Origin of the sequence: Salinirubellus litoreus (assembly GCF_037335815.1) — an archaeon.
GTDB lineage: Archaea > Halobacteriota > Halobacteria > Halobacteriales > Haloarculaceae > Salinirubellus > Salinirubellus litoreus.
The window spans coordinates 593,698-611,574 of sequence record NZ_CP147841.1; the positions used below are offsets into that span (position 1 = coordinate 593,698).

Here is a 17,877-nt window from a genome sequence, read left to right on the forward strand (position 1 = left end):
GACACTGTGTGTGACGTGCGATCCAGTTAGCGCCTGGACCCGCTTCGTGCGGGTACCGTGCGGTTTCCGATCCAGATGATTGAGTGGCTTCGCTCCTTAGTTCTCGCGGGCTGAACACCTCGTTACCTCGGTGCGTACACCCCGAGTCTATCTGTCCCGTCTTCTACGGGCGAGCTTAGCGGTGCCTCTTTTCCGGGTGGGTTTCGAGCTTAGATGCGTTCAGCTCTTACCCCGTGTGGCGTAGCTGCCCGGCACTTGCCCTCTCGGACAACCGGTACACCAGTGGCCACCGATCGTAGTTCCTCTCGTACTATACGATCGTTCCCGTCAGGCACCAGACACCCCCAATAGATAGCAGCCGACCTGTCTCACGACGGTCTAAACCCAGCTCACGACCTCCTTTAATAGGCGAACAACCTCACCCTTGCCCGCTTCTGCACGGGCAGGATGGAGGGAACCGACATCGAGGTAGCAAGCCACCGGGTCGATATGTGCTCTTGCCGGTGACGACTCTGTTATCCCTAGGGTAGCTTTTCTGTCGTCAATAGCCCGCATTGGGCAGGCATATTGGTTCGCTAGACCACGCTTTCGCGTCAGCGTCCCTCGTTAGGAAGGACACTGTCAATCCACCTTTTGCTCTTGCACTCTTCCACGGGTTCCCGACCCGCGTGAGGTGGACATAGGGCGCGCTCGATATCCTTTCGAGCGCGTACCGCCCCAGTCAAACTGCCCGGCTATCGGTGTCCTCCTCCCGGAGTGAGAGTCACAGTCACTGACGGGTAGTATTTCACTGATGGCTCGGTGGCCCGCTAGCGCGGGTACCTGTGTAACGCCTCCTACCTATTCTGCACATCAGCGACCATGTCTCAGCGACAGCCTGCAGTAAAGCTCCATAGGGTCTTCGCTTCCCCTTGGGGGTCTCCAGACTCCGCACTGGAACGTACGGTTCACCGGGCCCAACGTTGGGACAGTGGCGCTCTCGTTGATCCATTCATGCAAGCCGCTACTGAAGCGGCAAGGTACTACGCTACCTTAAGAGGGTCATAGTTACCCCCGCCGTTGACGGGTCCTTCGTCCCATTGTACTGGGTGTTCAGATACCCGCACTGGGCAGGATTCAGTGACCGTACGAGTCCTTTCGGATTTGCGGTCACCTGTGTTGTTACTAGACAGTCGGAGCGCCCAGGTCACTGCGACCTGCCCGTTTCCCGGGCAGGCATCCCTTATCGCGAACTTACGGGACTAACTTGCCGAATTCCCTAACGTCGGTTGTCCCCGACAGGCCTTGGCTTTCTCTGCCACGAGCACCTGTGTCGGTTCTCGGTACGGACACTACACTCGCCTTTTCACGGGCCCTGGGTTGAACCGGCTTGCGCTATCCCGCCGTTCGTCCGCTTCGTGCCGTTACGGCTTCCACGGATTTGGACGGTTCGACCACGCGAAGGCGTGGCCCGGTCGACCCCAAGGCGTCAGCTTTCAATGTGTAGTGGCGCTGGAATATTAACCAGCTTCCCACTTCGTCCTGCTCGAATTACGACAGGACTTAGGACCGGCTAACCCTCGACTGACGAACATTGTCGAGGAACCCTTACTCGTTCGGCCGTCGGGATTCTAACCCGACTATCGCTGCTACTGCGGCCAGGATTTTCGTCGTCGGTCGGTCCACACGAACTCTCGTCCATGCTTCCACCCGACCGTCGTGCCAACCTACTGGAACACTCTGTGAGGAGTGCCGCCAGGTCTCGGTGGTGGGCTTGAGCCCCGATCATTTTCGGCGCCCCGAACCTCGGCCGGTAAGCTGTTACGCTTTTCTTAGAGGGTAGCTGCTTCTAAGCTCACCTCCCGGCTGTCTGGGGCTCGGGACCACCTTCGATCGCACTTAGCCCACACTTGGGGACCTTAACCCAGCTCTGGGTTGTCTCCCTCACGCTGCACAAGCTTACCCCGCACAGCGGACTCCCTGCGTCCACGGCGTCCGTAGGTTCGGAGTTTGACAGGAGGACCGACTCCTCTCGGAGTCGGAGCCTCCAATCGGTCGCTCTACCCCACGAACTACCTCGGCAGAGGTCATGCTTCGACATGTTTCGGTTGGAACCAGCTGTCTCCGGGTTCGATGGGCCTTTCACCCCTACACGTAGATCACGGGAGGGTATTGTAGGACACCAACCCTAGCAGGCTTCCACGTAGCTTTCGCCACGCTTCACCTTGTCCACGCGTAGATCACCCGGTTTCGGGTCGTGTCCGTTCGACTCCCCGCGCTTGAACACGGTGGCCCTGGCGTCGAAGACGCTGCGGCCGTATCGGTTTCCCTATGCCTTCGCGGATACCCCGCTTAGACTCGCCGAACAGACACACTCCCTGGCTCGTTTTTCAAAACGCACGACGGAACACCGGCTTCCCGAGATTCCTACTGCAGGGTCGCCCCTGTGTCGTTCCTCGCGGGACCTTTCGTGCCCCGTCGCTCCATCGCCAATTGATTTCAGGCCCTATTGCACCTCCCTTCTTGGGGTGCTTTTCAGCGTTCGCTCACGCTACTTGTTCGCTATCGGTCTCAGGTAGTATTTAGTCTTGGCCGTCAATGCCGGCCATCTTCTCGAGGGGTTTCCAGCCCCCGATACTCTGGATCCGACCCGGGGTCGCTTCCTCCCGATACGGGGCTATCACCCTGTATCGCGCTCCGTTCCAGAAGACTTCTCGAGAGGTCGCGACCCGTTATGGTCAGTCCGTACACCACATTGCCCGAAGGCTTCGGTTTGGACTGTGTCGCGTTCACTCGCCGTTACTGACGACATCGCATTCGCTTTCTCTTCCTGCCCCTACTAAGATGTTTCAATTCGGGGCGTTCCCCATTGCGCAAGGCAATTGCGGGGGGATTCCCATTAGGAGATCCGTGGTTCTTGGCCTCCGTGCGGCTTCCCACGGCTTATCGCAGCTTGGCACGTCCTTCGTCGGCACCTGAGCCGAGCCATCCACCAACTGGCATAGTAGCCACGATGATGTTGGATCGTTGGATCGTCGAGCCGTCAGGCTCGACTGATGTGTTGAGCCCGAAGGCTCAACGGTTGAGTCCGTCGGATGACGGACTCGCGCTCGGTGAACCCGTACGAAACGGGTCCAGTGTGCGCCTGGATCGCACGTACACACAGTGTCATCTACACGCCCTGGTGTCTGACAGGCGCGTGCATCTACCCTTCCCACCCGCGCTTGCACGGGGTGGTGCATCGGTCGTACACGGGTAGAGCGCCGGTTGCCACTTAAGGCACCCGGTTTCCACCCGGACATGGACCCACTGGGATTCGAACCCAGGGCATCCTCCTTGCAAAGGAGGCACTCTACCACTGAGCTATGGGCCCGTCGCAGCCACTTCGACCGGTCCCGGCGCGAGATCGCGCCGCGTCCGAGCGTGGCTGTAGCCCTGGTAGTTCATAGGTGCTCGGTCGGACGCGAGTACTCGAACCCTCGAAAGGTGGGCCGGAGCGAAGCTCCGGTCCCGGTCAGTGGAGGTGATCCAGCCGCAGATTCCCCTACGGCTACCTTGTTACGACTTAAGCCCCCTTGCGGAGCCCAGATTCGACCGTCGCATGACGGCCTCATCCGGACCCCACTCGGGTGCTTTGACGGGCGGTGTGTGCAAGGAGCAGGGACGTATTCGCCGCGCGCTACTGACACGCGACTACTACCGAATCCAGCTTCATGAGGGCGAGTTTCAGCCCTCAATCCGAACTACGACCGGGTTTAGGAGATTAGCGTCCCCTCTCGGGGTAGCGTCCCACTGTCCCGGCCATTGTAGCCCGCGTGTGGCCCAGCTCATTCGGGGCATACTGACCTACCGTTGCCCGTTCCTTCCTCCGCTTTGGCAGCGGCAGTCCCCCTAGTGTACCCAGCCATCGCGAGATGCTGCTGGCAACTAGAGGTGCGGGTCTCGCTCGTTGCCTGACTTAACAGGACGCCTCACGGTACGAGCTGACGGCGGCCATGCACCTCCTCTCAGCAGCTCGAGTAAGGTCATCAACCTGACCGTCATAACTGCTGTCGGAGCTGGTGAGATGTCCGGCGTTGAGTCCAATTAAACCGCAGGCTCCTCCGGTTGTAGTGCTCCCCCGCCAATTCCTTTAAGTTTCATCCTTGCGGACGTACTTCCCAGGCGGCTCGCTTCACGGCTTCCCTACGGCACAGCGCAGGCTCGTAGCCTGCGCCACACCTAGCGAGCATCGTTTACGGCTAGGACTACCCGGGTATCTAATCCGGTTCGAGACCCTAGCTTTCGTCCCTCACCGTCGGATCCGTTCTCCAGAGGCGCTTTCGCCACCGGTGGTCCGTCCAGGATTACGGGATTTCACTCCTACCCCGGACGTACCCCTCTGGTCTCCCGGTCCCAAGCCGAGCGGTTTCCGCCGGACGCCCACTGGTTGAGCCAGTGGATTTCCCGACGGACCTGCCCGGCCGGCTACGGACGCTTTAGGCCCAATAATAGCGGCCATCACTTGGGCTGCCGGTGTTACCGCGGCGGCTGGCACCGGTCTTGCCCAGCCCTTATTCGTGTACCACCTTACGGTACACAAAAGCGAGGGCTCTATGCCCTCGCACTCGGTGTCCCCCTATCGCACTGGCGTGCAGTGTAAAGGTTTCGCGCCTGCTGCGCCCCGTAGGGCCCGGACTCTTGTCTCAGAGTCCGTCTCCGGGCTCTTGCTCTCACAACCCGTACCGATTATCGGCACGGTGGGCCGTTACCCCACCGTCTACCTAATCGGCCGCAGCCGCATCCTGTGGCGCCGGAGCCTTTCACGCTTCCTGCATTCCAGCATGGAAGCGATATCCGCTATTAGCCTCAGTTTCCCGAGGTTATGGCGGTCCACAGGGTAGCTTGGCCACGTGTTACTGAGCCGTTTGCTACGTTAGACGTACAACTCGCATGGCTAAATCGGACACCGATAGCAATGGCCTCCGGCAGGATCAACCGGAATGCTACCCGCGACGAGCGCGGGTGGGCGAGCTCGATTAACCTCGAGCTCAAGGCGGGACACACTCAGATGAGTGTGTGCTATCGGGTTCGAGTGACATCGGACCGACCGAGTGTCACCGAACTACCAGGGCTAACATCAGATCCCATCTGTACGGCGGACCGCAGGGGTGGAATCCTCATCTCCTTCGGACCCTAATATCAACCACGATGGGTCATAAACCCATCGGAAGCGTTCGGGTCCACGAGCGACCCCCGGGAAGGGGCCGACCGCATCGACGTATCCATTCCGAGTGCCCTGTTCCACTTAAGGGCGTCGGAACGTGTCCGGCCCGCCGGGCGCGAACCCGGTGGACCGTCGCGGGGGGCGTCCCCCGCGTCCTTCGCATTACCTTCTGATGGGAGTGTTTTACTTAAACCCGTCGTTACAACCCCGCCACGTCACGCGGTTTCATGCCGCGGTGCGTGTGACTCGGTGTCGCGTGAGGCGGGGGACCACGCGTCCCGCTCGGCCCGAACGAACGATCCGCCACCACCCCGATGAGGCCCCGTCGGAGGACTCCAGTTAGCCTATAAATCTTTCTCACGACTGAACGGCGATCGTTGGCCGATCCATTCCGGTCGAGTCGACCGTAGGAGTCCGGGGTCCCGGTAGCCGGGTCGCCCAACTCCGACGGCGGCCCGTCGGGTCCCCGTAACGGTATTTCGCGCGGCTGGAGGCCTGGCGGTCGTCCCTCGCGGTTCGCGGTCGGTCCCGCCGGGTGAGGGCCGCGCGTCACGGTCGGCGTCCGCGAACGGACGAGCGCGACCGTGCAGGCACGCGTTCGACGCCGTGACGGATATACTGTCGGTCCCGCCCGGGACCGCGCCGGCGACCGGGCGCGGGGATTCTCGATCGACGGATCTCCTGGGGGTCGTCGTGGGCGCGAAGAAATGGGGTGGATCAGATCTCGTCGAGGTGCTCGATGCCCCGCTTCGAGACGTTCGCCTCCGTGATCTCACCGGGCATCCAGTCCGGTTTGTCCGAGGGGGCCTGTTCCTTCCAGGCCCATCCATCGTAGATGTGGACCTTCTTGGTCCCCTTCTCCCGGAGTCTGATCTCGGTCTTGTTCGCGTCGGCCTCGCTCGGTGCGGGCTCAAGCCGTCGCGCGGCCTTCAGCGCCGCCTGTCGCGGGGTTCGTCCCGAGAAGACGCTGCTCTCCGAGCCGTCGGCCTGCCGGAGCGCGAAGTTCCGCTTGTCGTCGTCGCGTGCCATGGTTTACACCACCGTGTTGACGGTACACATTCCAGTATATAAAGATATCCCAGGAAACGGGACACGGCGAGCGGTTCTTTATATATCGTGCCCGCAGGGCCTCCCCGGAGACGGCGTTGGAGGGCCCTCCCAGGAGCCCGAACGTGGGGGTCAGGAGCCGCGCGCGCGGTTGCGAGGCGTCGTCTCGGCAGTCCCCGACAGAGCCCCGTCTCGACGGTTCCCGGTGGACTCTCACGGTACACTTATGTACCCTCTATGGCCAACGCCACAACATACCGCGATGGTGCGAAAGAAGAAGCTCAGCCCCAGTGGCGCCAAGGACGAGAACGGCGAGTACCACAACGTCCACGTGAACCTCCACGAGGACGAGCTCGCCGTCGCCGGGATGTCCATCGGTGACGAGGTCTTCGTGCGCGTGCGGGACAACAAGATCATCATCCAGAAGGCCGACCCGGACGAGGTCGAACACGAGTTCTGATACTGTCGGACGTACCTTCGTGAAGATACGCCTCACCAGAGGGTGGTGAAATTCTTACAGAGCGTACGTCCGACAGTACGAACGCACCGTCGGGACCCGACCGCCGTCGTTAAGACGGCGGGACGACCGGTTCGGGTCGATGCTGTACGAGGCCGCCAAGCCGCTGCTGTTCGCGCTCCCGGCCGAGACCGCCCACGGGATCGTCTCCGAACTCCTGCGTCTGGTCCAGGAGACTCCCCTCGAACGTCGGCTCGCTCGCCGCTACATCGTCGATGACGACCGCCTCCGGACCGAGGCGTTCGGGCTCTCCTTTCCCAACCCCGTCGGCGTGGCCGCGGGCTTCGACAAGAACGCGCACGTCCCGCGCGCGCTCGCGGCGCTCGGCTTCGGTCACGTCGAGGTCGGTGGCGTCACCGCCGAGCGCCAGCCCGGGAACCCGCGCCCGCGGCTCTTCCGACTCGCAGAGGACCGCGCCCTCGTGAACCGCATGGGGTTCAACAACGAGGGCGCGGACGCCGTCGGGATGCGCCTCGCCGACCTCGACCTTTCCGTTCCGCTGGGGGTCAACGTCGGCAAGTCCAAATCCACGCCGCTGGCGGAGGCCGAGGACGACTACTGCTACACCTACGAGCGGGTCGCCGACTCGGCCGACTACGTCGTCGTCAACGTCTCCTCGCCGAACACGCCCGGGCTCCGGAGTCTCCAGCGGCGCGACCGTCTCGAGTCGATCCTCGGGGCGCTCCGGGAGGCCGGTGCCGACCCGCTCCTGGTAAAGCTCTCGCCCGACCTCCCCGACCCGGCCGTCGAGGAGGCGCTCGCCGTCGTCGACGACCTCGCCCTGGAGGGCGTCATCGCCACCAACACCACCACCGAGCGGCCGGACACCCTCGGATCACCGAACCGCGCCGAGACCGGCGGGCTCTCGGGTGCGCCCATCGAGGGCCGGGCCACCGAGATGGTCCGGTTCGTCGCCGAGCGGACGGACGTCCCCGTCATCGGCGTCGGGGGGGTCTCGGACGCCGAGGGTGCCTACGCCAAGATACGCGCGGGCGCGAGCCTCGTCCAGCTCTACACCGCCCTCGTCTACGAGGGGCCGGGGGTCGCCCGCGACATCAACCGCGGCCTGCTCGACCTGCTCGAACGTGACGGGTTCGGAAGTGTCGAGGAGGCCGTCGGAGCGGACCTGTAGTGGGACAGGAGAACCACGACAGGGAGCCGCTGTGCGGTCGCGGGCGGTATCACCAGCACACTCACCCGCGAGCGAGGGCCGTAGGTCCGAGCGAGCGCAGTTTTTCCCCACGTTTTTCCGACGAGAGGTTCCACAGCGAGCGAACGAAGTGAGCGAGCGAGGAAACCCGAGGAGGAAAAAGTGGTGGGCTAACCGACGATGACGATAGCCTCGTCCAGTTCGAGCAGGTCGCCCTCGCCGTCGTACCGGCGCTCCTCCTCGACCTCGAACATCCCCGCGTCGAGTTCGTGACCGGCCGCGCGCAGGACCTCGCCGTCGAGTTCGTACTCGCCGGCCTCGATGGCCGCGTCGATGTCGGGCACGTCACCGCCGAACTCGGGGCCGACGAGCGAGTAATCGAGATCGATACCGGCCACGACAGTTTCGACTGCGGGGCGCTCGTCGAGCACCTCCAGAACCTCGACGTGCATCGCACCCGCGACGTCCTCGCGGAAGGCTTCGAGCCCCTCGCCGTACACCCGGACGTGTTCGAGTGGTTCGTTCAGCGCCAGGTTCCGCTCGGACTTGTACTTCCGGAGCGCGCCCACCACCGCGAGCGCCGCCTCACCCGCCGCCCGGTCGGCCTCCACTCCCATCGGTTCGGGCCAGTCGGCGAGGTGGATGCTCTCCCCGGCCTCGCCGGTCGTCTCGTCCGCGTAGAGCTCCTGCCAGAGCTCCTCGGTCACGTGCGCGAGCACGGGCGCGAACATCTTGAGGAACCGTCGGTGGACCTCCCGGCAGGTCCACGCCGCCGAGGCGTCGCCGCCGTCGCGCACGCGCTGTTTGGCGATCTCGAGGTAGTCGTCACAGAACGTGTGCCAGAAGAACGAGCGCAGGCCGTCGCGGGCCTTCGAGAACTCGCGGTTCTCCAGCCTGCCGGTGAGGCTCGCGAGCTCCTCGTCGAGCGAGGCGAGCAGCCACCGGTCGATCCCGGCGAGCTCCGGCCGCTCGTCGGGAGCGTCCTCGGAGAGCTGCTCGACGAGCTTCGAAGCGTTCCAGAGCTTCTGGAGCAGCCGCTCGCCGGCGACGATCCCCTTCTCCTTGTATGGGAGGTCGTCGCCCACCGAGGAGCCGGCGGCCCAGTAGCGGGCGGCGTCGACGGGGTACTTCTCGAGGACCTCGTCGGGCGCGACGATGTTCCCGAGCGATTTGGACATCTTCACCCGGTTCTCGTCGAGCACCATCCCGTTGATCATCACGGAGTCGAACGGCACCTCGCCGGTGTGCTCGTAGCACTTGACCACGGTGTGAAAGAGCCAGAACGAGATGATGTCGTGGCCCTGCGGGCGCATGTCCATCGGGTAGAGCTCCGGTCGGGACATCGTGGGCGCCCCGTCCACGTCGTCCTCCGCCTCGGTCCAGCCGGCGTTGATCAGCGGCGTGAGCGAGGAGGTCGCCCACGTGTCGAAGACGTCGTCCTCGGGGACGAACTCCTCGCCCCCACACTCGGGACAGGCGTCGACGGGCGGGTCGTCCGAGAGCGGATCCACGGGAAGGTCCTCCTTGCGGGCCATGATCGGCTCGTCGCAGTCCGCACAGTACCAGACCGGGAACGGGATCCCCGAGGAACGCTGCCGGGAGATGGCCCAGTCCCACTGGAGGCCCTCGATCCAGTTCCTGTACCGGGTGAACATCTTCTCGGGGTACCAGTCCATCTCCCGGCCGGCCTCCAGGTACTCCTCGCGCTTGTCGAGCAGTTCGACGTACCACTGCTCGGTGACGAGGAACTCGATGGGGGTGTCACACCGCTCGTGGACGTTCACCGTGTGCTCGATGGCCCGGCGGTCGAGCAGCGCGCCCGCCTCGCGGAGGTCCTCGACGATGGCCTCGCGGGCCTCGTCGCTCCCCATCCCCGAGTACTCGCCGGCGACGTCGGTCAGCGTCCCCGTCTCGTCGATGGCAATGCGGAGCGGGAGGTCGTGGGCCTGGTACCACTCGATGTCCGTCTGGTCGCCGAACGTACAGCACATCACCACGCCCGACCCGGTTTCGAGGTCGACCCGTTCGTCCTCGATGATCGGGACCCGCTGGCCGAAGATCGGGATCTCGGCCTCCTCGCCGACGAGGTGCTCGTTCGCGTCGTCGTCGGGGTGGACGAACACCGCGACACACGCGGGCAGGAGTTCCGGCCGCGTCGTCGAGATGGTGAACGAATCACCGCCCACGACGGAGAACTCGATGTCGTTGAAGTGCGAGTCGCGCTCGTCGTCCTCGGTCTCGACCTGCGAGATGGCGGTCTCGCACTCCGGACACCAGATGGTCGGCGCGCGCTGGCGGTACTCCCGGCCGTCCTCGTAGAGTTCGAGGAACGACCGCTGGGAGATGCGCTGGACCCGGGGCTCGATGGTCTGGTAGGTGTTCTCCCAGTCGATGGAGACGCCGAGCGACTGCATCTTCTCGGTGAAGTCCGACTCGTACTCCGCACAGACCTCCCGACAGAGCTGCTGGAACTCGCGGCGCTCGTAGTCCTGGTGGGCGATATCGAGCTCCTCCTCGGTGAGCCGCTCGGAGGCGATACCGTTGTCGTCGTAGCCGAACGGGAAGAACACGTCCTGGCCTCGCATCCGCTCGAACCGCGCGACGAAGTCCTGGAGCGTCGCCCCGTAGACGTGGCCCCAGTGGAGGTTGCCCGACACCGTCGGCGGCGGGGTGTCGATGGTGAACACCGTGTCGGGGTCGACCGCCTCCGGGTCCTCGGGTTCGGCGTACGCGTAGGTCCCCGCGTCGACCCAGCGTTCCTGCCACTTCGGTTCGACCGCCTCCGGGTCGTACGTTCCCTCGATCCTCGACCGCTCTTTTCCGGTGCTCATCTGTGTGCTGTTGGTAGTGTCGGCGTGGGCTGGTGTAGTGTGTCGCGGTTCCGCTGTGTGTCGGTCCCGTCCGCTGCTGGTCGGAGCGTCGATGCGCCGTCCCAAGGAAGTGTCGAAGAGGCCCTACGAGGGGCCTACACGGCCGGGTACGCCGCCGAGACGGACGGCGAACGCGCGGCCGGGACGGACGGGCGTCTCGCGCGGAGGCGTGGCGCGTGTCGCCGGCGCGGACGCGTGAGTCACACCGAACAGTGGAGGGCGACCGGACTTATCCGTTTCGTCACGCTCCGTGCGGGTGCGCCGGTACACCGCCGAGGGGCCCGGTTCGCAGTCGAGAGCAGGCGAGACCTGGGAGCTCAGTCGGACGATCCGGGCGGGGACGCCGTCTCGATCCCGTCGAGCGCGTCGAGCCCGCGTTCGAGGTCGGCGAGCAGGTCATCAACGTGCTCGATACCGACGGACATCCGCAGGAGCGAGTCCGTGATACCGATGCGGGCGCGCTCCTCTCGTGTGAGCGGCGAGTGGGTCATCGAGGCGGGATGTTCGATCAGCGACTCGACGCCGCCGAGGCTGACCGCGAGCGGGAACTCCCGGAGCGCCCCGAGGAACGCCTCGACGCCCTCGATACCGGTATCCAGTTCGAACGAGAGGACGCCCCCGAACCCGGAGGTCTGCCGGCGCGCGAGGTCGTGCTGGGGGTGCGATTCGAGTCCGGGGTAGTGGACGTGCTCGACACGGTCGTCCGCTTCGAGGAACTCCGCGATGGCGAGCGCGTTCTCCTCGTGGCGCTCCATCCGGAGCGGGAGGGTCCGCACGCCCCGGAGGACGAGATAGGAGTCGAACGGCGAGAGCATGTTACCGAAGCCGACCCGCTGGAGGAACCCGATCTCGTCGAGGAGCGCCTCGTCGTCGGTCACGAGCGCGCCGCCCACCGAGTCGCTGTGACCATTGATGAACTTCGTCGTGCTGTGGACGACGAGGTCGGCCCCGAGGTCGAGGGGGCGCTGGAAGTACGGGCTCATGAAGGTGTTGTCGACGCCGAACGTCGCCTCGCCGTCGTGAGCGATGTCGGCGATGGCCTCGATGTCACAGAGGTGCATCAGGGGGTTGGTCGGCGACTCCATCCAGACGAGCTCCGTCCCGGGACGCATCGCCTCGGCGACGTTCTCCGGGTCGCGGGCGTCGACGTAGGAGACCTCGACGTCGAACCGCTCGGCGAACAGCCGCGAGAGCATCGTCTTCGTCCCGCCGTAGAGGTCGTCGAAGGCGACGACGTGGTCGCCGGGGCGGAGCGTCGCGGTCATCGCGGCGGCGATGGCGGCGCTCCCGGAGGCGAACGCGAGGGCACCCTCGCCGCCCGAGAGGGCCGCGAGCCGGTGTTCGAGCGTGTTCCGCGTCTGGTTCGAGAGCCGCGAGTAGAGGTACTCCCCCGCGTCGGGATCGAGCGATTCGAGGTCGCCCTCCGGGTCGAGCCCGTCGACCGCGTAGGTGGTCGTCAGGTGGATGGGCGTGACGACGTCCTCGGCCGACGAGCGCGTCGGGCTACCCTCGCCGTGCGTGACCGCCAGCGTCTCGAACCGCCGCCTGTCTTCGTCCTGTTCGTCCATGGCGGCCACAGGTGAACCACGCCCGTAAGCGTTCCCCCCTTCGTCGCAATATAATTACCCATGGTAATTCAGATCAGTGACGGATTATCTCCGCTCATCGGGCACGTTCGACCGGTCGAATTACCGTCGCGCATCGGCTGTCCGGTCGGGTGGACGGAGCGAGATCCGGGTCCGTCGACCGTCGGAACTCAGTCCCGGCCGAGCGCGTCGAGCCGGAACTCGAAGGCCGCGACGGGCAGTTCGAGGTCGTGTTCGACCAGCACCTCGGGGTGGAGTTCCCCGACCACGCCGGCCGGCTCCCCGCCGATCACGACCTCGGCGACCCTGCCCGAGATGAACGAGGGGTGGTCGGTCGCGGGCGTCTCCAGGTCGGCACCGAACGCCCGGCAGAGCGCCGCCAGCCGCGACTTGGCGTCCTCGTAGGAGGCGTCCGTGCGCGCGAGGACGGCCGCGACGTGGCGTGCCTCGGCGACACCCGTGTTCTCCCCATCATCGCGGTGGGCGGCCAGGCCGATCTCCGCGAGGTCCTGGGGGTACGCCCGGTGGGTGTTCCGTTCGAGGACCATCGTCAGCGAGGGGAGCGCCCACGTCCGGAGCATCGTGTAGTCCTCGCTATAGGGTTCGGTGATCGTCACCGGCTCGTCCGCGCCGAACGCGTCGGTGCCGCGTTCGACGTTCATCCGCTCGTAGTTCTCGACCTCGCTGATCATGTGGAAGTCGAGCAGGTCCTCGAACCCGAGCCCGACGAGCGCGTCGCGGGCGGCGTCCTCCAGGCGCGAACGCTCGTGGCGACCGCCCACCGTCGAGACGTCCGGGTAGCGGGGTTCGAGGTCGTTGAACCCGTAGGCCCGGCCCACGTCGTCGACGAGGTCGAGCGCGTGGAGCACGTCCACGCGGTACGGCGGGACGTCGACCTCGTAGGCGATCTCGTCGTCCCCCACCTCGGTGGTCGAGGCGTCGAGTCCCGAGCGCTCGAACAGGTCGATCACGTCCTCCGTTTCGAGCGAGACACCCATGATCGACTCGATGCGCTCGTGGGCGACCGACTTCCGGTCGGTCGAGAGGTCGGGACGGACGGTCTCGCGATCGGGATACTCCACGGAGACCTCCTCGACGCGGCCGCCGCGTGCGTCGAGCGCGTAGCAGACGATGTTCAGCATCCGGTCGATCGTCCACTGATCCGTGCCGGTCATCTCGATCAGGAGGTCACGGGACCCCTCGTCGACCTCCGTCCGCTTGCCGTTGATGACGGGAGGAAACGAGAACAGGCCGATCTCGTCGTAGATTGCGGGGTAGCGCCCGTAGTCCTCGACGATGGGCGCGTAGGTCCTTCCCGTGGGGTGGTCGGTGAGCACCTCGGCGGGCGTCATGTCGGTGTCGGCTTCGAGGGGGACGAACCGGTCGCCGTCGGGCTCGACGCCGCGGTAGGTGATGGTCTTCGCGTGGTCGTCACCGCCCTCGCCGGCCGCCCGGCCCTTCAGCATCGTCAGGTCGTGAACGCCGATGGCACCCTTGACGCGCTTTCGGCCCATCGTCGCGTGGAGCTTCTCCTGGAGCTGGATGAGCGACTCCAGCTTCGCCTCGCCCATGTCCAGCCCGCGGACGATGGCGGCCGTGACGTACGGTCGCTCCTCGGGGACGGACTCGTCGACCTCGACGACCCACTCCGCGGAGTTCGTGGTCGGGACGTAGACGCCGCGGTCGTCGCCGTACTGGTATCGCAGCGAGCGCGCCACGCCCTCGACCGAGAGCCGGTCGAGCCGGTCGGGGGCGAACTCCAGCTGGAACTCCCCCTCTTCCGTCTGGCCCTCGTACTCCAGCCCGAGCGCGAACAGGTCCTCGCGGAGCTCGTCGTCGCCCTTCTCGTCGTGACCCGTGAGCCGCCGGAGCTCGTCGGGGTCGACGTCGACGACGGGCATCAGTAGACCGCCTCCGTGGTCCGCAGGAGTTCGAGGTCACACAGCGTCCCGTGGACGTCACGGATGTCCTCGAAGCCGTACATCAGCATGAGCAGACGTTCGAGGGCGAGCCCCCAGGCCATCACGTCACACTCGACGCCGAGCGGACGGAGCACCTCCTCGCGGAAGATGCCCGAGTTGCCGATCTCGACCATCTCGCCCGTCTCCGGGTGGGTGCCGAACAGCTCGAAGCTTGGCTCGGTGTAGGGGTTGTAGTGGGGTTTGAACTCCAGGTCGGTGATACCGAACTGCTCGTAGAACTCGGTGAACGTACCCATCAGATCCCGCACGGAGAGGTCCTCGGCCATCACCCAGCCCTCGATCTGGAAGAACTCCAGGAGGTGGGTCGGGTCGAGCGTATCGTTCCGGTAGACCTTCTCGACGCTGAAGTACCGCTGTGGGGGTTCGAGGTCGCCGACCTCGTGACCCGAGAGGTAGCGCATCGAGAGCGAGGTGGTGTGCCCCCGGAGGTCCACCTCGCGGGCCACCTCCTCGGTCCACGGCGAGTGGTAGCCGTCGCCGTCCTCGCCGACACCTTCGAGGTGAGCCGAGCGCACCCGGTCGACGAGGTCCTCGGGGAGATCGTCGATGGGCGGGACGTCGAGGGCGAACTGGTCCCAGTGCGTTCTGGCGGGGTGGTCCTGTGGCATGAACAGGCAGTCGTTGATCCAGAACTCCGCGTCGGCGTGGGGACCCTCCATCTCGCGGAACCCCATCCCGACGAGGACGTCCTTCACGCGGTCGGCCGTCTGCCGGAGGACGTGCTTGCGCCCGCCGTAGGTCGTCTCGGCGTCGGCCTCGACGTTGTACTCGGTGAACTCGACGTCGCGCCACTCCCCCGAGGTGAGCATCTCGGGGGTGAGCGCGCTCACCGTCTCGGCCGTCTCGATGCCCTCCATCAGCGCCGTGACGCCCTCGTCGGTGACGGTGATCGACCGGACGGTGCGGGAGGCACGGCTGACGAGTCCGCGCTCTTCGAGGCGGTCGAGCGTCCCGTCGTCGACGGCATCGAGATCCCCCACCTCGACGGCCGACAGCGCCGCCGCCTCGGGGTCGTCGGTCGGGTCCACCCGCGGGGAGTCGGCGACGGTCACCTCGCCGGCGTCGATCTCGCCGAACCCCTTGCGGGCGAAGTTGGCGAGCGCGACGTCCACCCCAGGGCCGTCCAGCCCCGCCTCGGGGAGGAGCTGTCCGAGCGGGACCGGCGACTCGTCCGCGCCGGCCTCGATCGCCGCGTCGTAGAGGCGGCGCTCGGGGAGGGCCGTCTCCGCGTACTCGCTCCCCTCGTCGGTGAGCGTCACCGCCGCGTCCTCGCGCTCCTCGACGGCGAGCAGTCCCTCCTCGGCGAGTTCGAAGGCCGCGCGGTTCACCGCCTGTGAGGGTTCGTCGAGTTCCTCGGCGAGCTGTTCGGTCGTCTTCGGGTCGGTCGCGCTCGCGGCTTCGAGGAGCGCGACCTGTGTCTCCGGGAGTCTGTGTGGCATTCGATTGGGTTGGTCTCCGGTGGTCTGTCAGTTAGCGGTTCCGACACGTGACGGGCGCGTAACCGCGCCCCCGGGCCACGGACGGCGGTTTCGCCGGGCGGGACGCCACCGCGCCCCGCCCGGGTTCACTGCCGTCTACGCGACCCCGAAGAAGAAGCCGAACCCCGTGCGGACCGTCGGCTGGGTGACGCTGCGCCCGGTGTGGGGGTCGGCGGGCATACCCGGAGTATGCGCCAGCCCCGTCAAAAGCGTTCTCCTCGTCGGCGGAGCCACCGGTAGGTAGAACGGGACGGGTGCTGGTACTGCTCACGCGGGGTTGATGCTCTCGCCCGTCCATATGGAAGGGGTATGAGCGACATCCGCACCTCGATAGAGATCGACGCGCCCGCCGGGACGGTCTGGTCGGTCCTGACCGACTTCGGAGCGTACCCCGAGTGGAACCCCTACACCCGCATCGAGGGCGAGGCACAGGTCGGCGAGCGACTCCGCGTCTCGCCCGGCCCCGAGGCCGGCCGGTCGCCCACGTTCCGACCGCGCGTGCTCGTCGCCGACGGCCGGGAAATCCGGTGGCTCGGCCACCTCCTCACCCCGGGACTGTTCGACGGGGAACACTCCTTCGTCGTCGAGGAAATCGACCAGGGACGTTCGAAGCTCACCCAGTCGGAGACGTTCTCCGGGATACTCGTCGGGCCGATCATGCGGTTCGTCGGCGAGCAGACCGAGGCGAACTTCCGGGGCGTCAACGAGGCGCTGAAGGCCCGCGCCGAGTCGCTCACCGCAGACGATCCGGACGGCGCGGACGCGAGGGACGCCGACGAAGCGAACGTCGCCGCCTGAACGGACCTACCGACCGGGGTCCGCCCCGGTACGATCGCTACACCACGTAGCCCTCGCCCTCCGTTACGTCCTCGAAGCGGTCCCCACGATAGGGGTCGAGCGAGACGATCGCCGTGGAGCCGCCGAAACAGAGGTCGGCGACGACCTGTCCCGTCGCGGGGGCGTGCTGGAACCCGTGGCCGGAGAACCCCACGGCCTGGACGAATCCCTCTACACTCTCCTCGATGATCGGGTTGTCGTCGGGGGTGAGCGCGTACAGCCCGGCCCACCCGCGCCGGATGCGCGTCTCCGGGCCGAAGTAGTCGGCGGTCTCGGCGGCCCGCTCGGTCGCCTCGACGGCCCACCCGGTCTCCATCGACTCGCCGAACCGGTCGGGGTCGGCGTCGGGGTCGCTGTCGTCGAAGTGCCCGCCGACGAGCGCGCGCCCCTCGCGCTCGGGCCGGAAGTACGACCCGCTCACGACGTCGGCGGTGAGGGGGACGTCCTCGGGAACGGGGTCCTCGGGGTCGACGACGGCGACCTGCCGGCGGCGGGGGGCGACCGGGATCTCGATGCCGGCCATCGCCGCCACCTCCCGGGCCCACGGTCCGGCGGCGTTCACCACGAAGTCGGCCTCGATCCGCTCCCCCTCCGCCTCGACCCCGACCACCCGCTCGCCCTCGCGGAGGAGACCGGTGACGGCCGTCTTCGTCCGGACGTCGACGCCCGCCTCCCGCGCCGCCCCCGCGAACCCCTGGACCGCGAGGTGCGGGTCGGCGAACCCGTCGGTCGGGGAGTAAGTGCCAACGAGATAGCGTTCCGCGTGGAGCGCCGGCCACCGCTCGCCGAGTTCCCCCGGCGAGAGCGTCTCCGTCGGGACGCCCTTCCCGCGCTGCATCTCCGCCGCCCCCCGGAGCGCGTCGGCCACCCCTTCCGTCCGGGCGAGGAACAGGTATCCCGGTCGCCGGTGCTCGATGGTCGTTCCGAACTCCTCTTCGAACTCGTCCCAGACCTCCATGGCCGCCAGCGAGAGGTCGACGTTCTCCGGCGAGGAGAACTGCGCCCTGATCCCCCCGACCGCGCGGTCGGTGCTCCCGCTCCCCAGCGACCCTTTGTCGAGGAGCGTCACCGACGCGCCGCGGTCGGCGAGGTAGTACGCGCTCGCCAGCCCGACGATACCGCCGCCGACGATACAGACGTGCACGACGGGAGGTGAACCCGGAACGGCAAAGAGATTCGTGCTCGGACGGACGGGGGATGGGAGCGAGTCCGATCACCGGACGGG

The 17,877-nt window shown here is 66.2% G+C and carries 9 protein-coding genes, 1 tRNA gene and 2 rRNA genes; 3 read left to right on the forward strand and 9 right to left on the reverse strand.

All coding sequences use genetic code 11. The features are described 5' to 3' along the window. Positions 1 to 78: 78 nt before the first annotated feature. The 4 genes from WDJ58_RS03000 to WDJ58_RS03015 all read right to left on the reverse strand — a co-directional run bounded on the left by WDJ58_RS03000 (position 79) and on the right by WDJ58_RS03015 (position 6,214). Positions 79 to 2,996 (reverse strand): 23S ribosomal RNA (locus WDJ58_RS03000). 284 nt (positions 2,997 to 3,280) lie between these two features. Continuing rightward, positions 3,281 to 3,352 (reverse strand) — tRNA-Ala (locus WDJ58_RS03005). Between the two features lie 145 nt (positions 3,353 to 3,497). Continuing rightward, positions 3,498 to 4,963 (reverse strand): 16S ribosomal RNA (locus WDJ58_RS03010). The 16S and 23S rRNA genes sit together here with 1 tRNA gene alongside, the layout of an rRNA operon. A 939-nt stretch (positions 4,964 to 5,902) precedes the next feature. After that, positions 5,903 to 6,214 carry a non-histone chromosomal MC1 family protein gene (locus WDJ58_RS03015; protein WP_338916144.1) on the reverse strand — a complete coding sequence of 104 codons (312 nt, stop codon included), beginning with the start codon at positions 6,212 to 6,214 and terminating at the stop codon, positions 5,903 to 5,905. Between the two features lie 280 nt (positions 6,215 to 6,494). Here WDJ58_RS03015 and WDJ58_RS03020 point away from each other — a divergent pair, with 280 nt between their 5' ends. Further along, entirely contained in the window at positions 6,495 to 6,692 is a 198-nt protein-coding gene (locus tag WDJ58_RS03020; RefSeq protein WP_338916145.1) for a hypothetical protein, read from the forward strand. 139 nt (positions 6,693 to 6,831) lie between these two features. Continuing rightward, the gene (locus tag WDJ58_RS03025) at positions 6,832 to 7,881 is read left to right on the forward strand and encodes a quinone-dependent dihydroorotate dehydrogenase (RefSeq protein WP_338916146.1); all 1,050 of its coding nucleotides are present in this window, start codon (positions 6,832 to 6,834) and stop codon (positions 7,879 to 7,881) included. Positions 7,882 to 8,069: 188 nt separating this feature from the next. Here the strand turns inward: WDJ58_RS03025 and WDJ58_RS03030 are convergent, their stop codons facing one another. From WDJ58_RS03030 to WDJ58_RS03045, 4 genes are all read right to left on the reverse strand, one after another. Next, positions 8,070 to 10,730 carry a valine--tRNA ligase gene (locus WDJ58_RS03030; RefSeq protein ID WP_338916147.1) on the reverse strand — a complete coding sequence of 887 codons (2,661 nt, stop codon included), beginning with the start codon at positions 10,728 to 10,730 and terminating at the stop codon, positions 8,070 to 8,072. Between the two features lie 356 nt (positions 10,731 to 11,086). Continuing rightward, positions 11,087 to 12,337: a trans-sulfuration enzyme family protein gene (locus WDJ58_RS03035; RefSeq protein ID WP_338916148.1), complete on the reverse strand. Its 1,251-nt coding sequence runs from the start codon at positions 12,335 to 12,337 to the stop codon at positions 11,087 to 11,089. Positions 12,338 to 12,525: 188 nt separating this feature from the next. Beyond that, complete coding sequence (gene pheT / locus WDJ58_RS03040) at positions 12,526 to 14,256, reverse strand: phenylalanine--tRNA ligase subunit beta (protein ID WP_338916149.1); 1,731 nt, start codon at positions 14,254 to 14,256, stop codon at positions 12,526 to 12,528. Beyond that, a complete protein-coding gene (locus WDJ58_RS03045; protein ID WP_338916150.1) occupies positions 14,256 to 15,776 on the reverse strand; it encodes a phenylalanine--tRNA ligase subunit alpha in 1,521 nt (506 codons plus the stop codon). The genes pheT and WDJ58_RS03045 overlap by 1 nt, the downstream gene beginning before the upstream one ends. A 348-nt stretch (positions 15,777 to 16,124) precedes the next feature. Between WDJ58_RS03045 and WDJ58_RS03050 the strand changes: the two genes are divergently transcribed. Beyond that, positions 16,125 to 16,613, forward strand: a complete 489-nt coding sequence (locus WDJ58_RS03050) for an SRPBCC domain-containing protein (RefSeq protein WP_338916151.1) — start codon at positions 16,125 to 16,127, stop codon at positions 16,611 to 16,613. 37 nt (positions 16,614 to 16,650) lie between these two features. On the opposite strand, the gene WDJ58_RS03055 is transcribed toward WDJ58_RS03050, so the two are convergent. Further along, positions 16,651 to 17,796, reverse strand: a complete 1,146-nt coding sequence (locus tag WDJ58_RS03055) for an NAD(P)/FAD-dependent oxidoreductase (protein ID WP_338916152.1) — start codon at positions 17,794 to 17,796, stop codon at positions 16,651 to 16,653. Positions 17,797 to 17,877: the final 81 nt, after the last annotated feature.

Coding starts and splice junctions, on each gene's coding strand:
- WDJ58_RS03030 (WP_338916147.1), bottom strand. CDS start 10,730: ATGAGCACCGGAAAAGAGCGGTCGAGGATCGAGGGAACGTACGACCCG.
- WDJ58_RS03015 (WP_338916144.1), bottom strand. CDS start 6,214: ATGGCACGCGACGACGACAAGCGGAACTTCGCGCTCCGGCAGGCCGAC.
- pheT (WP_338916149.1), bottom strand. CDS start 14,256: ATGCCCGTCGTCGACGTCGACCCCGACGAGCTCCGGCGGCTCACGGGT.
- WDJ58_RS03045 (WP_338916150.1), bottom strand. CDS start 15,776: ATGCCACACAGACTCCCGGAGACACAGGTCGCGCTCCTCGAAGCCGCG.
- WDJ58_RS03020 (WP_338916145.1), top strand. CDS start 6,495: ATGGTGCGAAAGAAGAAGCTCAGCCCCAGTGGCGCCAAGGACGAGAAC.
- WDJ58_RS03050 (WP_338916151.1), top strand. CDS start 16,125: ATGAGCGACATCCGCACCTCGATAGAGATCGACGCGCCCGCCGGGACG.
- WDJ58_RS03025 (WP_338916146.1), top strand. CDS start 6,832: ATGCTGTACGAGGCCGCCAAGCCGCTGCTGTTCGCGCTCCCGGCCGAG.
- WDJ58_RS03035 (WP_338916148.1), bottom strand. CDS start 12,337: ATGGACGAACAGGACGAAGACAGGCGGCGGTTCGAGACGCTGGCGGTC.